We start from the raw sequence: 2,405 nt of genomic DNA, 5'->3' as shown, positions 1-2,405 counted from the left end.
TTAAGGAATCGGTCGGCTTGACTATCCGTTCGTGCAGTTTCTCTCGCGGATTCAGAGGTACATTTTATCAATGTCCACGGATGACTCGACGCCGAGCTTGACGAAGTTTTTTGCCAGCCAGTCGCCTGCGCATTTTCGCCCCTGGTCGCGCAGAAAAATCAGGAAGTCCCAATCGGCGTTGTACTTGCTCGTGGGCGTGAGTGCGCTCATGAATTCGTCGTCCGCGATGCTGTGGATCAGCAGACGCTTCAGATCTCCATCGACGCGATTTTGCGTGATCAGCCTGGTCACGAAGCTGACCGCCCGCATCTCACGCATCAGGGACGAATTGAAGCTGATCTCGTTGATGCGGTTCAAGATATCGGCTGCGGCGCGCGGCACCTCGTTGCGGAACAGCGGATTGATGTGAACGGTGACGATATCGGTGCTGTTGCAGTTGTAGATCAGCGGGAACAGCGCGGGGTTTCCCATGTAGCCGCCGTCCCAATAGGCTTCCCCGTCGATCTCCACGGCGTGAAACATCGTGGGCAGGCACGCCGACGCCATCACGGCCGCGACCGAAAGTTCCTGGCCCGAGAATATCTTCACCTTGCCGGTCCGCACATTGGTCGCAGACAGGAACAGCTTGACCGGACAGTCCGGTCGCTTCAACACCTCGAAATCGATCGATTGCTCGACCACATCGCGCAAGGGATTGTAGTTCGCGGGGTTGAACTGGTACGGCGACAGCACGCGCGTCACGAAATCGATGACGGAAAAAATCGGCGACCACGCCAACTTGTGATCGCCCAGCATTCGGTCGATGGCGTGGGGCTGCAGCGGCCCTGCCTTGGCTGCGACGCTGACGCGCTTCCAATAGCCCTCGAGCGCCTTGCGCGCCCCTTGGCGACCGTCGACCGCAAGCCCATAGGCAAAGGCCGCAGCGTTCATCGCTCCGGCGCTGGTCGCGCTGAGCCCCTCGAAGGCCAGGTCTTTTTCGTCCAGCAGCCGGTCGAGCACACCCCAGGTAAACGCGCCATGCGCGCCGCCGCCCTGCAGAGCCAGGTTGATAGTCCTGACCTGGTTGGCGGATGCGTCTTCGGGACCTGCTTCCCGAGAGGCCTCGGGCCTCCCCGCCGAGTTCCGCTCCGACTTGACGTCCATGGCCGACCACCCCATTCGCCTGCATGCGCCGTGCACTCAACGGCAAGATTGGTTGATTGCACAAATATGCTGGGGGTGAACAGCGACCAGCCGTGGGTCAGACCGCCGGCAGCCCGCCCGGCACCGAGCCAACGGCTCTCGCAATCGCAAGATCAAGTGCCGTCGTGACGCATGCTGTGGACCATTCGGTCATGTGAATTCCGTCGCTCTTGATCAGATCGCCCCAATTCATGCCGTCTTTGACCCACTGCTCCATCAGCTTGAACCGCTGAAACAGGTTGACCTCGGCCTGCTGTGCAACATCGGCAAGCCGCCATTCCATCTCTCGCGTCTTCTCCGCCTTGTTTGAGTCCGGGTTGCCCTTGTCGTCCTCAAACAACGCAGGCGCATATTGCAGGTCCATCAGAATAACGCCAGGCGCAAGAGGCCCAAGCCCCTCGAGCCAGCTCAGCCCGGTAGCAACGGTCCCGGCAACAACCGAAGGTTCATAAAGGCTGCGGTAGATGGCGTTCGTTCCAACCTGCCAGATGACCAGCGCAGCATCTTCCGCGATCACATCGTCCTGGAAACGCGTGAGCTCTTCCGGCGCCTCCTGACCCCCAATGCCCCGGTTGATGACGTCGATCATGCGGCCGGGATATCGGTTACGAAGCGCAAGCTCCAGGCGGGCCGGAAAAGGGATGACGCCCTCACCCGCTACCGATGACGAGCCGATCGCAACGATCTTGATCTTGCGTCGTCGCTCGAGACTTTCCGTCAATTTTTTCAATGGCTGGTTGAAGGTGACAATATCGGGGTAGGGGTTGCAGGCCTGAGGGATGCCGGTCATTGGAGCCACCCGCTAGAACTATCCTACGTTGTGATCGTATTTGATCGCGAGATCACGACGATTTGCAAGTCCCATTGCAAGGCGCCGTTCGCAGGGCCCGAGCGGTTGCTGCGCTATCTCTCCCGTTACACACCACTATAGATATGCAGCGTGCGCGTTTACGATGGTCATAACAGGACCTCGCCGACTACACCGCGCGTCGGATGAGTTGACGATTGGCGATCGCCTTTGCTCGAAGAGCAAAGGCGGGCGCGTAACCCACCGTTGCCGCCAGGTCATCGATACCGAGCATCGTGATGGAAGCGGTGGGTTACGCTGCAGCCGTCATTCTGACGGCTGCAGCTAACCCACCCTACGAGCTGGCTTCAGGTGAACCATATGACTCCACATCAACGCGTTCACCTACGAGCTGGCTTCAGGTGAACCATATGAC

Annotated in this window: 2 protein-coding genes; both read right to left on the bottom strand. The window is 59.5% G+C overall.

Annotated features, from left to right (window positions below; translation table 11 throughout):
* Positions 1-51: 51 nt before the first annotated feature.
* Positions 52-1,143: a patatin-like phospholipase family protein gene (locus tag WCB02_RS07285; protein ID WP_423957160.1), complete on the bottom strand. Its 1,092-nt coding sequence runs from the start codon at positions 1,141-1,143 to the stop codon at positions 52-54.
* Positions 1,144-1,240: 97 nt separating this feature from the next.
* On the bottom strand, positions 1,241-1,972 hold the full coding sequence (locus WCB02_RS07280; RefSeq protein WP_423957159.1) for an SGNH/GDSL hydrolase family protein: 732 nt from the start codon (positions 1,970-1,972) through the stop codon (positions 1,241-1,243).
* Between the last annotated feature and the right edge of the window lie 433 nt (positions 1,973-2,405).

The organism is Bradyrhizobium sp. (assembly GCF_049581145.1).
GTDB lineage: Bacteria > Pseudomonadota > Alphaproteobacteria > Rhizobiales > Xanthobacteraceae > Bradyrhizobium.
Note: the sequence above shows the minus strand (reverse complement) of the source record. Positions and strands in the feature narration are given on the sequence as shown.